Annotated in this window: 14 protein-coding genes and 1 pseudogene; 7 read left to right on the forward strand and 8 right to left on the reverse strand. The window is 67.1% G+C overall.

What is annotated here, in order from left to right; translation table 11 throughout:
- The 4 genes from L995_RS27035 to kynU form a co-directional block, all read left to right on the forward strand.
- A partial coding sequence (locus tag L995_RS27035; protein ID WP_047474449.1) for a helix-turn-helix transcriptional regulator occupies positions 1-259 on the forward strand: 259 nt, incomplete at its 5' end.
- Between the two features lie 99 nt (positions 260-358).
- On the forward strand, positions 359-1,756 hold the full coding sequence (locus tag L995_RS27040) for an amino acid permease (protein WP_016448996.1): 1,398 nt from the start codon (positions 359-361) through the stop codon (positions 1,754-1,756).
- A 4-nt stretch (positions 1,757-1,760) separates the two neighbouring features.
- Positions 1,761-2,390, forward strand: a complete 630-nt coding sequence (gene kynB / locus L995_RS27045; RefSeq protein WP_047325874.1) for an arylformamidase — start codon at positions 1,761-1,763, stop codon at positions 2,388-2,390.
- 52 nt (positions 2,391-2,442) lie between these two features.
- Positions 2,443-3,747 (forward strand): kynureninase, encoded by a 1,305-nt coding sequence (gene kynU / locus L995_RS27050; RefSeq protein ID WP_016452599.1) that lies wholly within the window; start codon positions 2,443-2,445, stop codon positions 3,745-3,747.
- Positions 3,748-3,764: 17 nt separating this feature from the next.
- Here kynU and L995_RS27055 read toward each other — a convergent pair whose 3' ends face one another.
- Both L995_RS27055 and ada read right to left on the reverse strand, forming a co-directional pair.
- Positions 3,765-4,769 carry a DNA-3-methyladenine glycosylase family protein gene (locus tag L995_RS27055; RefSeq protein ID WP_047474450.1) on the reverse strand — a complete coding sequence of 335 codons (1,005 nt, stop codon included), beginning with the start codon at positions 4,767-4,769 and terminating at the stop codon, positions 3,765-3,767.
- A complete protein-coding gene (ada, locus tag L995_RS27060) occupies positions 4,766-5,674 on the reverse strand; it encodes a bifunctional DNA-binding transcriptional regulator/O6-methylguanine-DNA methyltransferase Ada (RefSeq protein ID WP_017407564.1) in 909 nt (302 codons plus the stop codon). The genes L995_RS27055 and ada overlap by 4 nt, the downstream gene beginning before the upstream one ends.
- 163 nt (positions 5,675-5,837) lie before the next feature.
- Between ada and kynA the strand changes: the two genes are divergently transcribed.
- Both kynA and L995_RS27070 read left to right on the forward strand, forming a co-directional pair.
- On the forward strand, positions 5,838-6,713 hold the full coding sequence (kynA, locus tag L995_RS27065) for a tryptophan 2,3-dioxygenase (protein ID WP_034365327.1): 876 nt from the start codon (positions 5,838-5,840) through the stop codon (positions 6,711-6,713).
- Positions 6,714-6,804: 91 nt separating this feature from the next.
- Complete coding sequence (locus L995_RS27070) at positions 6,805-8,103, forward strand: MFS transporter (protein ID WP_047474451.1); 1,299 nt, start codon at positions 6,805-6,807, stop codon at positions 8,101-8,103.
- Between the two features lie 18 nt (positions 8,104-8,121).
- Here L995_RS27070 and L995_RS27075 read toward each other — a convergent pair whose 3' ends face one another.
- From L995_RS27075 to L995_RS27085, 3 genes are all read right to left on the reverse strand, one after another.
- On the reverse strand, positions 8,122-9,330 hold the full coding sequence (locus tag L995_RS27075; protein ID WP_047474452.1) for an FAD-dependent monooxygenase: 1,209 nt from the start codon (positions 9,328-9,330) through the stop codon (positions 8,122-8,124).
- 376 nt (positions 9,331-9,706) lie between these two features.
- Entirely contained in the window at positions 9,707-10,000 is a 294-nt protein-coding gene (locus tag L995_RS27080; RefSeq protein ID WP_016449004.1) for an H-NS histone family protein, read from the reverse strand.
- Positions 10,001-10,100: 100 nt separating this feature from the next.
- On the reverse strand, positions 10,101-11,414 hold the full coding sequence (locus L995_RS27085) for a hemolysin family protein (RefSeq protein WP_016449005.1): 1,314 nt from the start codon (positions 11,412-11,414) through the stop codon (positions 10,101-10,103).
- Between the two features lie 24 nt (positions 11,415-11,438).
- On the opposite strand from L995_RS27085, the gene L995_RS27090 reads away from it, so the two are divergent.
- A complete protein-coding gene (locus tag L995_RS27090; RefSeq protein ID WP_016449006.1) occupies positions 11,439-12,284 on the forward strand; it encodes a symmetrical bis(5'-nucleosyl)-tetraphosphatase in 846 nt (281 codons plus the stop codon).
- A 78-nt stretch (positions 12,285-12,362) separates the two neighbouring features.
- On the opposite strand, the gene L995_RS27095 is transcribed toward L995_RS27090, so the two are convergent.
- The 3 genes and pseudogenes from L995_RS27095 to L995_RS27105 all read right to left on the reverse strand — a co-directional run.
- Positions 12,363-13,859, reverse strand: a complete 1,497-nt coding sequence (locus tag L995_RS27095) for a DEAD/DEAH box helicase (RefSeq protein WP_016452606.1) — start codon at positions 13,857-13,859, stop codon at positions 12,363-12,365.
- Between the two features lie 185 nt (positions 13,860-14,044).
- Positions 14,045-14,926, reverse strand: a complete 882-nt coding sequence (gene ypfJ / locus L995_RS27100) for a KPN_02809 family neutral zinc metallopeptidase (protein WP_047474453.1) — start codon at positions 14,924-14,926, stop codon at positions 14,045-14,047.
- Between the two features lie 108 nt (positions 14,927-15,034).
- A pseudogene (locus L995_RS27105) lies at positions 15,035-15,253 on the reverse strand (hypothetical protein); the annotation flags it as partial.

Here is a 15,253-nt window from a genome sequence, read left to right on the forward strand (position 1 = left end):
CCTGACCGTGCAGTCCCTGGCCCAGGAATGCGGCATGAGCGCCACGCGCTTCATCCGCCGCTTCAAGGCGGCCACGGGCATGACGCCCGGCAGCTACCGCCTGAACCTGCGCATCAACGGCGCGCGCCGCCTGCTGGCCACGGGGGCGGCGCTGTCCGATGCGGCCTATGCCATGGGCTTTGCCGACCAGGCCCACCTGCAGCGCGCCTTCAAGGCCCACCATGCGCTGACGCCGGGCTGCTACGCACGCGGAGCCTGAGCCGGACCCTCCCATGGTTTTGCAGCGGCCAGCCCGGGGCCGGCGGTGAAAGCGCAGATACTTACGCCTTCCGCTTTCAGCCCCCAACCGCCGCGCACCATGGCCGCCTTCCAAGACATTCAGCAACGAGAAACCGGCCTGCGCCAGCAGCTGTCCGCCGCCCAGATGGTGATGATCGCCATCGGAGGCGCCATCGGCACCGGCCTTTTCATGGGCAGCGCCTTCGCCATCGGCTTCGCCGGCCCCAGCGTGCTGGTCAGCTACGCCATCGGCGCGCTGATCTCGCTGCTGCTCATGGGCTGCCTGGCCGAGATGACGGTGGCCCATCCGACCTCGGGCTCGTTCGGCGCCTATGCCGAGCACTACATCAGCCCGATGGCCGGCTTCATGGTCCGCTATGCCTACTGGGCCGCCGTGGTGCTGGCCGTGGGCATGGAGGTGACGGCCATAGGCATCTACATGGGCTACTGGTTCCCCGACGTGCCGCGCTGGATCTGGGTGGTGGTGTTCTCGGGCGCGCTGGTGGCCGTCAACGCCAGCAGCGTCAAGGCCTTCGGCCAGGTGGAGTACGGCTTTTCCATGGTGAAGATCATCGCCATCGTGGCCTTCATCCTGATCGGCGCCTGGGTGGTATTCGGCTCGCAGCCCCAGGGCATCGGCTTTTTCAACTACACGGCCGATGGCGGCTTCTTCCCCAAGGGCCTGTGGGGCACCTGGGTGGCCGTGATCATCGCCATCTTCAGCTACCTGAGCCTGGAGGCCGTGGCCGTGGCGGCGGGCGAGGCCGAGGACCCCAAGCGCGCCATCACCCGGGCCTTTCGCACCACCATGGCGCGCCTGGTGATCTTCTACCTGCTGACGCTGGCGCTGATGCTGGCCATCGTGCCCTGGCAGCAGGCCGGCACGGACAAGAGCCCCTTCGTGAAGGTGATGGAGATCATCGGCATCCCGGGCGCTGCCAGCATCATCAACTTCGTGGTGCTGGTGGCCGCGCTGTCGGCCATGAACAGCCAGCTGTATGTGACCTCGCGCATGATGTTCAGCCTGTCGCGCGGCGGCTATGCGCCCTCGGTGTTCGGGCGGCTGAACAGCCGCGGCGTGCCCGTGGCGGCGATTGCCATCTCCTGCCTGGGCATTGCCGTGGCCGTGGCCGTGAACCTGTGGAAGCCCGAAGGCTCGCTGCTGTGGATGATGTCCGTGTCCATGTTCGGCGCCATGTTCACCTGGTTCATGATCTTCGTGACCCATCTGTTTTTCCGCGCGCGCTGGTCGCGCGAGCATCCGGGCCAGCGCCTGCAGTTCCGCATGTGGGGCTATCCGCTGTTCACACTGGCCGGCGCCGCGCTGATGCTGGGCGTGATCGTCACCACCTATTTCACCGAGGTCTTCCACATGACGCTGCTCACGGGCCTGCCCTTCCTGGGCCTGCTGGCCCTGGTGTATGCGCTGTGGTACCGGCCGCGCGCACAGGCCGCCCGAACCGCCCCGAAGGAGTGAAACCATGACCCGCAGACTCTGGGACATCTCCCCGGCCGTGCAGGCCGCCAGCCCCGTCTTTCCCGGCGACACGGCCTACAGCCAGCAATGGTGCGCCACCATCGGGCCGGGCTGCCCGGTCAATGTCAGCGCCATCACGCTGTCGCCCCATGTGGGAGCGCATGCCGATGCACCGCTGCACTATGACGCGGACGGCGCCAGCATTGGCCATGTGGACCTGGACGCCTTCCTCGGCCCCTGCCGCGTGATCCACGCCATCGGCAAGGGACCGCTGGTCGAATGGGAGCACATCGCCCACGCCGTGGAGCATCTTCCGGCACGCGTGCTGGTGCGCACCTACGAGCGCGCCCCCGCCACCTGGGACCAGGAACTGGCAGCCTATGCACCGGCCACGGTCGAGCGTCTGGCCGACCTGGGCGTGAAGCTCATCGGCATTGACACGGCCAGCATCGACCCGGCCAGCAGCAAGAGCCTGGACAGCCACCAGGTGATCCGCCGGCGCGGCCTGCGCGTGCTGGAGAACCTGGTGCTGGACGAGGTGCCCGAGGGCGACTACGAGCTCATCGCCCTGCCGCTCAAGCTGGTCGAGGCCGATGCCTCGCCCGTGCGCGCCGTGCTGCGTGCCCTGGCCTGATTCCCGGGCCGCACCTTTCGCCTTTCGCCTTTTCCATACCCAAGGAGACCCCGTGACGAGCCTGCAAGACTGCCTCACCCTCGATGCGCAAGACCCGCTGCGCGCCCTGCGCGACCAATTCACGCTGCCCGAAGGCGTGATCTACCTTGACGGCAATTCGCTGGGCGCCAGCCCCCGCGCCGCCGCCGCGCGCGTGGCCGAGGTGGTGCAGCAGGAATGGGCGCAGGGCCTGATCCGCTCGTGGAACGATGCCGGATGGATCAGCCTGCCCCAGCGCCTGGGCGACCAGTTCGCCCCCTGGCTGGGCGTGGGCGCGGGCGAGCTGGTGTTCACCGACACGGCCTCCATCAACCTCTACAAGGTGCTGACGGCTGCGGCCCGCATCGCGCGCGAGGACGCTCCGCAGCGCAAGCGCCTGATCAGCGAGCGCAGCAACTTCCCCACCGACCTCTACATCGCCCAGTCGGTCTGCCAGGAATACGGCCTGGAGCTGGTGCTGCTCGAACCCGAGGAGATTGCCGATGCGCTGACCGACGAGGTCGCCATCTGCATGCTCACCCATGTGAACTACCGCACGGGCGCCATGCACGACATGGCTGCCGTGACGGCTGCCGCGCAGGGCAAGGGCATTCTCTGCGTCTGGGACCTGTGCCACAGCGCGGGCGCCGTGCCTGTCGATCTCAAGGGCGCGAATGCCGACTTCGCCATCGGCTGCAGCTACAAGTACCTCAACGGCGGCCCCGGTGCGCCGGCCTTTGTCTGGGCCCATCCACGCCTGATCAACCGCTTCTGGCAGCCGCTGTCGGGCTGGTTCGGCCATGCCGAGCCTTTCAAGTTCGTGCCGGACTACCACCCGGCCCAGGGCATACAGCGCTACCTGTGCGGCACCCAGCCCATGGTCAGCCTGAGCGTGCTGCAGTGCGGCCTGGACGTGTTCACGGCCGTGGAGCCGCTGGGCGGCATGGACGCGCTGCGCAACAAGTCGCTGGCGCTGACCGACCTGTTCATCGCCCTGGTCGAGGAACGCTGCCAGGGCCACGGCCTGGGCCTGGCCACGCCGCGCGAGCACGGCCGGCGCGGCTCCCAGGTCTGCCTCACGCGCGAGGAGGGGCTGGGCGTGGACGGCAAGGACAGCGGCGCCTATGCCATCGTGCAGGCGCTGATCGCGCGCGGCGTGATCGGCGACTTCCGCAAGGGCGACGGCACGGGCCTGCACAAGGACATCCTGCGCTTCGGCTTCACGCCGCTGTACGTGGGATTCGAAGATGTCTGGCATGCCGTGGAGCACCTGCGCCAGGTGCTGGAATCGGGCGAATGGCGCAAGCCGGAGTTCAACCGCGTCAATGCGGTGACCTGAAGCCTGGAGCCAGCCCTTCAGAACGCCGTCGACGACAGCGAGGCCCAGAGATGGGCCGCGACCAGGGCGCGCCAGGGCGCGAAGTCCCGCAGCCACAACTCGGTCTGCGCGGCGTCCACGGATTCCGTCTCCAGCAGCCGCGCCAAGGCGCGGCGCACGGCCACATCGCCGTGCAACGGGCCGTCCAGGTGGCCATAGCCGCGCAGCAGCATGTAGTTCACGGTCCACGGGCCGACGCCCTTGAGGGCCAGCAGCCGCCGGCTGATCTCGCTGGCGGGCAGCTCGGGCATGGCGGCCCAATCGTCCAGCGGCAGTTCGCCCGCCTGCACGGCATGCGCCAGCAGGCGCAGCGTATGGGTCTTGCTTCGGGAAAAGCCGGCCGCGCGCAAGTCGTCCTCGCTCAGCTGCGCCACCTGCGCGGCCTCCGGCATGCACCACAGCTGCTGCGGCGCGTCGGCATGGCCATCGTGCAGCGCCACCGGCTGGCCGGCTGCAGCGATCAGGCGGCGGCGCAGCGACACGGCTGCCGCCACGCTGATCTGCTGCCCGGTGACGGCCCAGCTCAGCGCCTCCCAGGGCGTGCAGGCCGCGGGCACATGCAGGCCCCGCTGGCGCGCCAGCAGCGGTCCCAGCAGCTCATGGCGGCCAAAGCGGCGCTCGAACTCCCCCACATCCTGGGACAGTCCGAACATGCGCCGCAGCATGGCGGCCAGCACATCGTCCATGCCGGTGATTGCGCCCGCATCGGCGGGCAGGTGCCATCGGGCCTGGACCACGGCCGCCTCTTCGCACTGCTGCGTCAGCTCCAGGGTGAGCAGCGTGGGAAGGCCTTTCCACATCAGGCCCTTGTGCATGCGGATGGTGCCGCCATCCTGCAGATCGCATTCGGACAGGCGCTGGGCATCGCGCCGGTGAAAGCCCCAGAACTCGGTCATGCGGTAGCCGGCCGGCAGCGTCAGTTGCTGCTGCGCCTGATAGGTCTGGCCGGTGCCACGCCCTCGCCCCTGCCCCTGCCCGCTCATGCGCTTCCTGCCTGGCGCAGCGGTGCGTGCCCAGCGTCCTTGCCAGCCGCCTCCTGCGCCTGGCGCGCCTCGCGCAGCAGCAGGGCGCGCTTGCGCTCCACGCCCCAGCGGTAGCCGGAGATGCTGCCGTCATTGCGCACCACGCGGTGGCAGGGCACGGCCACGGCAATGGGGTTGGCCGCGACGGCGCTGGCCACGGCCCGGGCACCCGTGGGCATGCCCAGGCGCAGGGCCAGTTCCGAATAGCTCAGGGTCTGGCCGGCGGGAATGGCGCACAGCGCCTGCCATACGCGCTGCTGGAAGGCCGTGCCCTGCACATCCAGCGGCAGTGCCAGGCCCCGGCGCGGCTGCTCGACCAGGGCCACGACCTGGGCCACGGTGTGCTCGAATCCGGCATCGCCGCCCACCAGTTCGGCCAGCGGAAAGCGCTGCTGCAGGTCCTGGACCAGGGCCTCGGCATCGTCGCCCAGCAGCACGCAGCACACGCCGCGATCGGTGCTGGCCACCAGGATGCTGCCCAGCGTGCATTCGGCCACCGCAAATCGGATGGTCTGGCGCATGCCGCCGCGCCGGTAGTCGCCGGGCGCCATGCCCAGCATGGCGCCTGCGTCGCGGTAGAAACTGCTGCTGGCCGCATAGCCGCTGAGGTAGGCGGCATCGGTGACCGAGTCGCTCTGGCCTGGCTGCAGCGCCTGGCGCAGCGCACGCGCGCGGTGCGCCTTGGCATAGGCCTTGGGCGTGAGGCCCGTGGCCTGCTTGAACAATCGGTGCAGCTGCCAGGGGCTCAGCCCCGAGCGTTCTGCCAGCGCGCCCAGGGCGGGGGGCGGCTCCTCGGTCTCCAGCCAGCGGCAGCATCGGGCCACCAGGGCAGCGGGGTTGGCAGGGGCATCGCTGGCTTGATTCATGGCTTGGTGGGACACGGCATGTCTTTCAGGGTCATCGGATGCTCTACTCTACGCAGCCCGGCGCGGGCGCGCATCCCGCTTCTTGCAAGCCGCAGGATTGCTGCGCGGGATTCGGTTACGCTGCGCCCTGCATTTTCCGCATCGAGACTTGCGAGACTCCCACATGACCACCGAACACTCCGGCTGTCCCATGAACAGCCCCGGCCGCACCGAATCCATCGTCAAAGAGGAGCGCGCCCAGCTGGACTTCAGCCAGTCCATGAGCTATGGCGACTACCTGCACCTGGACCAGATCCTCACGGCCCAGCACCCGCTGTCGCCCGCGCATGACGAGATGCTGTTCATCATCCAGCACCAGACCAGCGAGCTGTGGATGAAGCTGATGCTGCACGAGGTCCGCGCCGCCACGGCCGCCATCGCAGGCGGCACGCGCGCCGACGCCTTCAAGATGCTGGCCCGCGTCAGCCGCATCATGGAGCAACTGGTCAGCGCCTGGACCGTGCTGTCCACCATGACGCCGCCCGAGTACACGGCCATGCGTCCCTACCTGGCCAACTCCAGCGGCTTCCAGAGCTACCAGTACCGCTGCATCGAGTTCTCCCTGGGCAACAAGAATGCCGCCATGCTCCAGCCCCATGCCCACCGGCCCGATCTGCTGGCCCAGGTGGAGGCGGCATGGCGCTCGCCCTCGCTCTACGACGTGTCCCTGCAACTGCTGGCGCGCGAGGGCATCGAGGTGCCCGCCGACCGGCTGGAGCGCGACTGGACCCAGCCCTACGAGGCCAGCGAAGGCGTCAAGCAGGCCTGGATCACGGTCTACCGCGATCCCCACCAGCACTGGGACCTGTACCAGCTCGGCGAAAAGCTGGCCGACATCGAGGACGCCTTCCGACTTTGGCGCTTCCGCCATCTGACCACGGTGGAGCGCGTCATCGGCTTCAAGCGCGGCACGGGCGGCACCGGCGGCGTCAGCTACCTGCGCAAGATGCTGGACGTGGTGCTGTTCCCCGAAATCTGGGCGCTGCGCACCGAGCTGTAAGAACTGGCGGGCGCCACCGACGGCAGACCGCTGCGGTGGCGACAGCGCGCATGCGCGCAAACGGGTAAGCTGCGGCGCCAGGAGAAATACCGTGTCCGCAGCGCCGCAACAGCCCCCACACAACAACACACACACAGAGGCTTCGCAGACCTCCACCGCAGCACCGCCGCCACGCAGCCAGCTGCTGTGGGCCATGCTGCTGGCCCTGCTCTCGGCCTTTGCGCTGAGCCAGGCCTTTCGCACCACGACCTCGGTCATGGCGACCGGCCTGCAGCAGGATTTCGGGCTTACGGCCCAGTCGCTGGGGGCCTTTGCGGGCCTGTTCGGCCTGTCCTTCGGCGTGGCCCAGCTGCTCATGGGCATCGGCATGGATCTCTACGGCCTGCGCCGCACGGTGCTGCTGTCGTTTCCGCTGGCGATCGCGGGATCGGCACTGTCCGCCGCCGCACCCAATTACGGCTGGCTGATGGTGGGCCAGTTGCTGATCGGCGTGGGCTGCTCGCCGGCCTTCCTGGCCTGCACCATGTTCATCTCGCGCCACTTTCCCATGGACCGCTTCGCCTTTCTGTCGGGCGTGGGCATGGGCGTGGGCGGCTTGGGACTGCTGTTCACAGGCACGCCGCTGGCCTGGCTGGTCCAGCATTTCGGCTGGCGCTCGGGCTTTGCGCTGCTGGCCGTGATGTCGGCCCTGTCGTGGCTGCTGATCTGGTGGCGCGTGCACGAGCCCGCCCGCCGCGGAGCACAGACCGCCGCACGGGAAAGCTGGGGCGTGGCGGCACGCCGCATGGCCGAGCTGTTCACGCTGCCGCACACGCTGGGTATCGTCCTGCTGGCCATGGCCTGCTATGCATCGTTTCTGGCGCTGCGCGGCCTTTGGCTGGGGCCGCTGCTCATCCATCGCTATGGCTTTTCGCTGGTGGAAAGCGGCAATGTGGCGCTGATCGTATCGATGATCTCGCTGTTCAGCCCCGCGATTTTCGGGCGCATGGACCCCGGCCCAGGACGGCGCCGGCGCTGGCTCACCAATTACTCGCTGCTCATGGGCAGCCTGTTCATGCTCATGGCCTTTTTGCACCATGGCTGGACCAATGTGGCGCTGATCTTCGCCATGGGCCTGCTGTCGGGCTATTCGGTGCTGCAGTACGCCGATGTGCGCGCTTCCTACCCGCCCGAGATGACCGGCCGCGCGCTGTCGCTGTTCACCATGGCCATGTTCCTGGGCGTGGCCCTGGTGCAATGGTTCACGGGCTGGGTGGCGGCCTGGGCCGAGGCCTGGGGCGTGGAGCCCTACAAGGCCGTGATGATCTCGATTGCAGCCACCCTCGTCGGTGCGTCAACCGCGTTCCGTTTCCTGCCCTCCTCGCCGCTGCTGCGCCAGGCATCCGCCTAGCGGCCGGAGTCTGTGCCTCTACAAGGCATTGGCGGCCGAGCCATCGCCACGGTACAGCCAGGGCAGATCCATCAGCCGGGAGCCCAGCAGGCGCAGCGACAGGTCACGCCCCCAGCGCACCGGACCCGTGGCATGGAAGATGCGGCCATTGCGCTGCGAGCGCGCCTGCACGCGCGCATTGCGCTGCCAGCGATTGAGCGCGTAGCGGCGCAGGCGCATGTTGACGTCGAGATCGTGCATGGACAGGGCGCGCTGCAGCTCCGCTGCATCTTCAATCGCCATGCCGGCGCCCTGGGCCAGATAGGGGCGCATGGGGTGGGCGGCATCGCCCAGCAGCGCCACCACGCCGCGCGCCATCTGCGCGGCCGATTGCACAGGCGGGCGGTCCCCCACCGGCCACAGCCGCCAGTCACCGCCAGCGGCAGGCACATGCTGGACCAGGTCCAGCAGGTGCGGGCAGCTGCCCTGCAGCACCCGCACCAGATCATCGAGATTGCCCGCATGGTCCCAGTTCGCCAGGTCCTCGGGCGCCGGGCCCTGGACGATGACCACCAGGTTCTGCAGCTCGCCCCGGCGCACGGGGTACTGGATGGCATGCATGCGCGAGCCCAGCCAGGCCGTGACATCAGTGGCCCGCAGCCGCTTGGGCAACTGGGCCTGGTGCACCAGGGCGCGGTAGGCCAGGTGCCCGGTGACACGCGGCGGGCCGTCGCCCAGCAGCTGCTGGCGCAGGACGCTGCGCACGCCGTCGGCAGCGACCAGGGCATCGCCTTCGATCAGCTTGCCGGCCTGGGTTCGCACGGTGACCACGCCGTCCGTTTCGGAAAAGCCTTCAATGGGCTGGCCCAGGTTCAGGTGCATGCCCGGATAAGTCTGAGCGGCTTCCTTCAGCAGCTGCTGCAGATCGGCCCGGTGGATGGTGGCGTAGGCCGCGCCATAGCGTTGCACGGACTCGCTGCCCAAGGGCATATGCGCCAATTCCTGCCCGGTGACTGCGCTGCGCACGCGCAGGCTGCCCGGCAATGCCACCACCTGCTGCAGCGGTTTTTGCAGGCCCCAGGCCTGAAGCCGCCGCACGACATTCGGACCGATCTGGATTCCGGCGCCCACTTCACTGAGCGCGGGCGCCTGCTCGAAAAGACGCACTTCCCAACCCGCCCGCGACGCACCGATGGCGGCGGCCAGGCCACCAATGCCGCCGCCGGCAATCAACACCTGCTTGTTCATGCGCGTATTGTGCCCCTGCCTTCGCCCATGGTGGCTGGTGCCTGGATATTCAAGTCGGCCACCACTGAAGAAAATCAAAAAATCATCGGATTTGTCTGAAACACGCATGCATCCGCCATGCGTTGAGACGCCAAGACCCGGAAACACCCACCTCGCATGCTCCAAACTGCCGCAAGGTGCATCACTGGCACCGTGCATTTTGCGTTACCGCCAGAAATCGACCCTGGCATCGGCCGCCGCGCAATGTCCGTGCACAGGCCCACGCTTTGCACAGCGCATGATAGTCATTCTCAACCGAGTCAATTTTTGACAAATGGCCGTGCCAATGAAAAAAGCCCGCACAAGGCGGGCTCTTTCAACATGCGCGATGGAAAAATCAGATGACGAACTTTTCGCGGTCCTGATTCTGAATCCACTTCGGCGGCTTGCCGCGTCCGGTCCAGGTCTGGCCAGTGGCGGGATCACGGTACTTGGGCGCCACCTTGGTGCCGGTTGCACCCGCATTGCCGCGACCACGAGCCGAAGGAAAGACGTCATCCGCAGTCAGGCCATATTCGGCAATCAAATTGCGAACCTTGCCCACGGCGTCAGACAGTTCACGCTTGCGCGCTTCCTGGATCTGTTGCTCCAGTTCCTGTCGCTGCTTCAGCAATTCCTTGTAAGAGCTCATGGTGTGCGCCTTGAAAGTTGTTTAAGAGCTTTCATTATAAAAACATAATCGCCCTACAGGGCAAGACGCATGTAAGCAAAATCCACAATATCGCAGTTGCCTATTGCAGCGAGGACCCTTCGGATAATTCCGAAATGGCAAGCACCTTGTCAATGCGTTTGCCATCGAGATCAATCACCTCGAAGATCCAGCCCGCGCAGCTGATCCGCTCTCCCAGAACCGGCAAATGACCGCTTTCCGCCATGAGAAGGCCGGCAACGGTGTTGTATCGGCCACGGTGCTCATCGGGCAGGTCACGAATATCGAGGCGCGCCTTCAGCTCCGATATGGGCATCAGCCCGTCCAATAACCAGGAGCCATCCCCACGCTGCATGGCCCATGCTTCCGTTTCGGTCACAGGCTGTAACTCGCCGGTAATCGCCTCCAGCAAATCGCGCGGCGTCATGATGCCCTGCACCACGCCATATTCATCCACCACGAACACCATGCGCCCGGATCGGGCACGCAATTGCTCCAGCAGTTCCATGGCGCTGAGCGTCTCGGGCAGGAACGAGGCCGGCAGTACATGCTCGTAGAGCGTGGAGCCCGCCGCATCGGGACCCAATGCCAGCAGGCGCGCCACGCTGATGATGCCGACCACGTCATCAAGGGAATTGCGGCACACCGGATACCAGGAATGGCCGCCCTTTGCGTGGTCATCGGCCGAGGCCTGCAATGCCTCGGTGACGGTCATGTCGGCATCCAGCCATTGCACATCGCCGCGCGGCACCATGATCGACGTCAGCGAGCGGTCATCGAGATGGAAGACGTTCTGCACCATCTGGTGTTCGCTGGCCTCGATGACGCCGGCATCGCGGCCCTCGGCAAGGCTGGCCGCGATCTCCTCCTCGGTCACGGAGCGTGCCGCCGATTCATTGATGCGCAGCAAGGTCAGCATGGCGCGGGTGGAGAAGGCCAGCAGCCGCACAAAAGGCTTGGCTGCCGACGCCACCCACGTCATGGGCCGTGAGACCACGATGGCCACGGTTTCGGGATAGAGCTGGCCGATGCGCTTGGGCACCAGCTCGCCGAAAACGATGGTGACGAAGGTGATCACGGTCACGACGACTGCCGTTGCCGAAATGCTGGCTGCGCGCTCTGGAACGCCCAGGCCCAGCAGCCATGCGGCCAGTCCGTCGCTGAAGGCCGCCTCACCCAGGATACCGTTGAGCAGGCCGATGGAGGTGATGCCCACCTGCACCGAAGAAAGAAATTGCGTGGGGTTGTCGAGCAAGGCCAGTGCCGCCACCGCCCCCTTGTCGCCTGTTTCAGCCAGTGCCACCAACCGAGCCTTGCGGCTGGAGGCCAGTGCCAATTCGGACATTGCAAACACCCCATTGAGCAGCGTAAGCAACGCGATCAGCAGAAAATCCATGGTTCGTATATCAGAAAGAAGACCATGGCACTTTACTGTATCGGTGATATCCAGGGATGCCACGACGCCTTTGAGCGCCTGCTGCAACGCGTGGATTTCTCCGCCAGCCGCGATACCTTGTACATCCTCGGCGACCTGGTGAATCGCGGCCCGGCATCGGACAAGGTACTGCGCACCTGCATGGCCGCCGGCGACTCCATGCGCGCCCTGCTGGGCAACCATGACCTGCACCTGCTGGCCGCCGCCCACGGCGTGCGCCGCAACAGCCGCCGCGACACCTTGGCCCAGGTGCTGCAAGCGCCCGATCGTGACCAGTTGCTGGACTGGCTGCGACAGCAGCCGCTGGCGCGCAGCCACCGCACGGTGCATGGCGATGAGCTGCTGATGGTCCACGCAGGCGTGCTGCCGCAGTGGACCGCCCAGGAAGTGATGGACCTTGCAGGCGAGGTGCACACGGTACTTCGCAGCGCGCAATTGCCGGATTTCCTGCAAGCCATGTACGGCAACCAGCCCGATCGCTGGTCGCCGGATCTGCAGGGCTGGGAACGGCTGCGTGTCATCGTCAACGCGCTGACCCGGCTGCGTTTTTGCAGCGCTCAGGGGGTCATGGATTTCGACAGCACGGAGTCGGCAGAGCAGGCGGCGCCAGGACTCATGCCCTGGTTCGATGTGCCGGGCCGCGCCACGGCGGGCGTGCCCATTGCCTTTGGCCACTGGTCCACGCTGGGCCATATCAACCGGCCCGATCTGGTGGCGCTGGACACGGGCTGCGTCTGGGGTGGCTGCCTGAGCATGATGCGCTTCGGCGACCATCTGGCGGACAGGGAGCTGATCCAGGTGGATTGCCCGCAGGCCCAGGCCCCAGGCTGATCGGGAGCAGCCCGTGCACCCATGAAAAAACGCCTGCAAGGCAGGCGTTATTCGGGAAGCAGGCCGCGTGTGCGGCGCTCAGACCTCGGAGGTGGCGACAGGCGCGGCGGGCGCGACCGGTGCCTTGAACAGCGCCGCCAGCTTGCGCTTGGGCTTGATGTTGCCGCCGGCCTTGGGCGCAGCGCGCTGGCTTTCCCAGTTGGCGTCGGCGCTGGCCGAAGGCTCATAGGGCTTGTCGAAGAAGGGGTCGGAATGCGCCGGGCGCTGGGCCATGCGCGAGCCGCGATGGCCGAAGCCCGTGCTGCCCCGTGCGGCATCGGCACCGCGATCGCCACGCTCGCCGCCGCGATCCCGTTCACGACCGTACCCGCCGCCAGCGCCTTGGCGCGGCAGCTCGTCGAAACGGTGACCACGCGGCGCGCTGCCGCGGAAATCTTCCATGGGGCAGGTTTCGACGTTGATCTTCTTCTTGATGAGCTTCTCGATCTCGCCCACCAGGCGCGCATCGTGGTTGGTCACCAGGGTCACGGCAATGCCGGAGGCGCCTGCGCGGCCCGTGCGGCCGATGCGGTGCACATAGTCTTCGGCGTTGAAGGGCACGTCGTAGTTGAAGACGGCCGGCACGTCCTTGATGTCCAGGCCGCGGGCCGCGACATCGGTACACACCAGCAGATCCACCTCGCCGCGCTTGAAGGCTTCAAGCGCCTTCAGGCGCTCGTCCTGGCTCTTGTCGCCGTGCAGCGCCGTTGCGCGCAGGCCATCACGCTCCAGGGCACGCGTCAGGCGGGCGCAGCCCAGCTTGCTGTTGGAAAAGACGAAGGCCTGGCGGATCTCGCGCTGCTTGAGCAGCGAACGCAGCGCATAGCGCTTGTCGTCGTCGCTGACGCTGTAGAAGCGCTGCTCCACCGTGGACGCCGTCTCGTTGGGACGGGCCACTTCGATGGTGACGGGGTCTTGCAGGTAGCTGCCGGCCAGGCGCTTGATCTCGGGCGAGAAGGTGGCGCTGAACAGCAAGGTGGTGCGTGTCTTGGGCAGATGGGACAGGATGCGCTGCAGGTCGGGCAGGAAGCCGATGTCCAGCATGCGGTCCGCCTCGTCGAGCACCACGTACTCGACCTGGTTGAGCACCACGTTCTTGGCTTCGATATGGTCAAGCAGCCGGCCCGGCGTGGCCACCAGCACCTCGACGCCCTTTTTCAGTTCCAGCGTCTGCGGTTTCATGTCCATGCCGCCGAACACCACGGTGCTGCGCAGCTTGGTGTACTTGGCGTACTGGGCGATCTGCTGAGCCACCTGGTCCGCCAGTTCGCGCGTGGGCAAAAGCACCAACGCCCGCACGGGGTGCCGTGCAGGCGAAGCGGAGGCATTTTCGTGGCGCATCAGCCGCTGCAGCAACGGCAGCGAGAACGCTGCCGTCTTGCCCGTGCCGGTCTGGGCTGCGCCCATGACATCCTTGCCGGTCAGAACAACCGGAATGGCCTGCGCCTGGATGGGCGTCATGGACTCGTAGCCCATGTCGGCCACGGCGCGCGCCAGGGACTCGGCCAGTTGGAGATTGGAGAAAGAGCTTGTCATTGAGGACGCTATTGTCGCACCTAGCGCGATTTGTGCGTTGCAATAACGCCAATTGGCACCTGGACAAGCATGGCGTTGCGTGAGCGCAACCCGCAAAAACCCGGTACGAGGGCCCGCTATGCGGGCATTTTTTCATCGCCGGGCCGCCGCCTCGAGATGGGAAAGCGCCCCTCGGGGGGCATTTTTCAAAGCGAAGCGGCCGAGAAAGTGTCGCAGGACTTGACGCTGCCGGTGCGCAGACCGGTGCTGAACCAGCGCTGGCGCTGGGCACTGGTGCCATGCGTGAAGCTGTCGGGCACGACGGCGCCGCCACCGGCGCGCTGCAGGGCGTCGTCGCCGATCTTGGAAGCGGCATTCATGGCCGACTCCACATCGCCCTGCTCCAGGATCTGGCGTGCGCTTTGCGCGCGGTTCGCCCAGACGCCGGCCAGGCAATCGGCCTGCAGCTCCAGCTTGACCGACAGATGGTTGTATTCGACCTTGTTGACGCGGCCCCGCGCACGGTCCACCTGGGCGCTGATGCCCAGCAGGTTCTGCACGTGGTGGCCCACCTCGTGGGCAATCACATAGGCCTGGGCAAAGTCGCCGGGGGCGCCGAGCTGGTTCTTGAGCGTCTCGTAGAAGCCCAGGTCGATATAGACCTTCTGGTCGGCAGGGCAGTAGAACGGCCCCATGGCGGACTGCCCCGTGCCGCAGGCCGTGGGCGTGGCGCCGCGGAACAGCACGAGCTTGGGATCGGCATATTGGGCGCCGCCCTGGCGGAACACCTCGCGCCACACATCCTCGGTATCGGCCAGCACGGTGGAGACGAAGCGGGCGAGCTGGTCGTCGGCCGGCGGCTTGTGGGCCGGCCCCTGGGGCTGCTGCACCTGCACCGGCGCGCCGCCGCTGAGCGCCCCCAGGATGGTCAGCGGATTGATGCCCAGCACCCAGCCACCGACCAAGGCGATGACGATGGTGCCGATGCCGATGCTGCGCCCGCCAAAGACGGGACCACCACCGCCACCACCACCGTCATCACGGCGGTCCTCCACATTGTCCGACTCGCGGTTGCCTTCCCATCTCATGGTGTTCGCTCCTGGATCTGTGCTGCGGCCTGCAGCATCGGGCGGCGATATTACGTCGGAACCTGCGGGGCCGCAGCGTCCGCAGTCCCGGCAATGATACGGCGTGTATCAGCGCACGGGCTGCACCGCCATGGGGGCAGTGACGGGCGGCGCCTGGCTGCGCAGTACCTGCTCGCGCGCCACCAGCACCATGCCGGCCAGCAGCGCGGCGACGATGCACAGTCCGACGACGACCGCCAGGCCCAGCCCCCATCCGCCGCGCCTGCGCCGCTCGCGTGCAGGCTCGCCGGGCCTGCGGGGCGCAGGTGCCTGTTCGCTGGGACGCGG

Source organism: Delftia sp. ZNC0008 (assembly GCF_000799035.1).
GTDB classification, from domain to species: Bacteria; Pseudomonadota; Gammaproteobacteria; order Burkholderiales; family Burkholderiaceae_C; genus Comamonas; species Comamonas tsuruhatensis.